This is a genomic window from Lentzea aerocolonigenes (genome assembly GCF_000955955.1).
Taxonomy (GTDB): Bacteria; Actinomycetota; Actinomycetes; order Mycobacteriales; family Pseudonocardiaceae; genus Lentzea; species Lentzea aerocolonigenes_A.
Map to the genome: position 1 here is coordinate 1 of NZ_JYJG01000427.1, position 2,585 is coordinate 2,585.

Annotated in this window: 3 protein-coding genes; all 3 read left to right on the forward strand. The window is 67.4% G+C overall.

The features are described 5' to 3' along the window. On the forward strand, positions 1-692 hold a 692-nt coding region (locus UK23_RS41885), incomplete at its 5' end, for a WD40/YVTN/BNR-like repeat-containing protein (protein ID WP_045317377.1). Between the two features lie 10 nt (positions 693-702). Then, positions 703-1,527 carry an SCO6745 family protein gene (locus tag UK23_RS41890; protein ID WP_052685513.1) on the forward strand — a complete coding sequence of 275 codons (825 nt, stop codon included), beginning with the start codon at positions 703-705 and terminating at the stop codon, positions 1,525-1,527. Further along, on the forward strand, positions 1,524-2,495 hold the full coding sequence (locus tag UK23_RS41895; RefSeq protein WP_196778126.1) for a tetratricopeptide repeat protein: 972 nt from the start codon (positions 1,524-1,526) through the stop codon (positions 2,493-2,495). Before UK23_RS41890 ends, UK23_RS41895 begins: the two co-directional genes overlap by 4 nt. Positions 2,496-2,585 lie beyond the last annotated feature (90 nt).

Below are 2,585 nucleotides of genomic sequence, written 5' to 3' on the forward strand. Positions count from 1 at the left end.
GCGGGCGGAACGGGTATCGGGGATCGCAGGACACGATCTTCGTGGAGCGGTCGCTGGACGGGGGCTCTTCTTGGGTGACCACTGCTGAGATGCCCGGCAACACGCGGTCTTTGGTCTTCGATCCTGTGCTGCCTGGCCGGGTGTACCTGGGTGCGTACCTGATCAACGCGTTCTACGTGTCTTCGGACGGTGGGGTGTCGTTCGTGCAGCGGGCGCACTCCTCGTTGCGCGGCATCAAGACGATCGCGCCTGATCCTTCCGGGATTTGGCTCGCTGACGCCGGTGGGCTCTACCGGTCTGTTGACGCCGGTGTTTCGTTGAAGCAGGTGTTGCCCGGACGGATGAACTCCGTGCTGGTGGATCCGCGCGACTCACGGCACGTGGTGGCTGTTGGGCAGAACTCGGTGTTCGTGTCGTTCGACGGCTCCTCTTTTGTGGAGGTGCCTGACGTGTCTTCTGAACAGCTGTCGGCGATTGCCGCTGGACGTGACGGAACGCTGTATCTGGGCTCGATCGCGTTCTCCGGTTCCAGCAAGGGGGTGCTGCGGTCGGTGAACGGCGGCCGTTCGTGGACCGTGTTCGGCGGCCCGGCGGTGGAGCGCGGTGTCGAGGCTCTGTTGGTGTCCACGGATGGCCGAACGCTCTACGCCGGCACGGTGAGCGGATCCGTGCACCGGCGTTCACTGGGTTAGCGTGTCGGGCGTGGACGCGAGACAGCTGTGGTTGAGGTTCGAGCCTTACCACGACGTCACGTACTTCACGCCCGAATCCCGCGCGGCGACCGACGCGCTGGGCTGCAAGGGCGGCTGGATGGGCTACTTCGGCATGCGCGCCGCACCGCTGGGTGCCGCGTCCCCGGAGTTGGTGACGGCTGTCTTCTACAACTTCGCCCCGCGCATGGTCGCGCGCGCTCTGCCGGACGCGTGGGCAGTGGCTTCTCCGAGCGCGTTCTTGGATGCGCGTTTGGAGGGTGTCGACGGGGCTCTCCGCCGCCTGCTGGGTGACGTCTCGACGCCCGAGATCGTTGAGGCTGCCTCGTTGGCTCGGGACGCTGCTTCTGCTGCTTGTATCGCGGGGCGTCCGTTGGCGGCCGCGAACCTGGCGTTGCCGTGGCCTTCTGCGCCGCATTTGGCCTTGTGGCACGCCTGCACGATCCTGCGCGAGGCTCGCGGTGACGGTCATGTGGCCGCACTGGTGGCTCATGGGGTGGGCCCGTGCCAAGCGCTTGCGCTCTACGCCCGTGAGCATTCCCTCGATCCGGCATACATGCGTTCCGCGCGTGGTTGGAGCCTTGAGGAATGGGAAGCCGTTTCGGATCTGCCCGGTGACCTGGCCGCGGTCGAGCGTGCAACTGACGCTGCAGCTCTCGCGCCGTGGGAGGCGTTGGGTGTTGGTCGTACGTCGCGGTTCATCGACCTGATGACACCGCTAGCACTACGCATCGCGTCGGCCAACGAGGCGATGCGCGTCAACCCGATGGCCCTGGACCCGGTCCGGGAACTAGCCGTGCCAGGATGGAACACGTGACAAGGCCTGATCCTCGTAAGACCGCCGCACTGTCCGCCGCTCTCTCCGGCGCCGTCGACCTGGGCGCCCTGAAGGCCCGAGCCGACGCCGCCCGCCAGTCCGCGGCCTCGCCCGCCGCTGCCGCCTCTCCGGCTGCTGCCGACAACGGCTCCGCGCCGTGGATCGTGGACGTCACCGAGGCCTCGTTCCAGGCCGTGGTCGAGCAGTCCCTGCAGGTGCCCGTGGTGGTGCTGCTGGGCGCTTCGTACTCGCCGGAGTCGCAGCAGCTGGCTGCTTCGCTGACTCGGCTGGCTCAGTCCTCGGGGGGCTCGTGGATTTTGGCGCGGGTCGACCTCGAGCAGGCGCCTCGGATCGGGCAGGCGTTCGGGGTTCAGTCGGTGCCGACGACCGTGGCTGTTGCTGCTGGTCAGCCCATTGATGCTTTTGCCGGGCCCATTGACGACGCCGAGTTGTCGGCTTGGGTTGCTCGGTTGCTGGATGCTTTGCGGGACCGGTTGCCGGGGATTCGGGCCGGGGAGGCCCGGGCCGGGGTCCCGGTCGCTGAGGAAGATGTCGTCGAGGACCCGCGGATCGTTGCGGCTGAAGAGGCGTTCGAGCGGGGGGACTACGCGGCCGCTCAGGGGTACTACTCGGAGATTCTTGCCTCTGAGCCCGCCAATGAGCTGGCCAAGGAAGGGCTGGCCCAGGCCCGGTTCGCCGAGCGGGCCGAGTCGGTCGACCCAGCGGTGATCGCCAAGGCCGACGGGGCGTTGGACGACATCGACGCCCAGTTGGCCGCGGCTGACGCGCAGGTGGCGTTGCAGCAGGTTGAAGAGGCGTTTGCTCGGCTTGTCGATGCTGTTCGGCGGGTTTTCGGGGAGGATCGGGATCGGGTTCGGCAGCACCTGGTGGGGCTGTTCGAGTTGTTCCCGGCTGATGATCCTCGGGTGGCTGCGGCTCGGCGGAATTTGGCTTCGGCGTTGTACTGAGGGAGGCGTTTCGGTGTGGGCGCCTTTGGTGCGCGCCATACCTTGCGTTGGGTGAGGCCTCTTCCGTGCGTTCCGCGGCCGGGTGGGTGG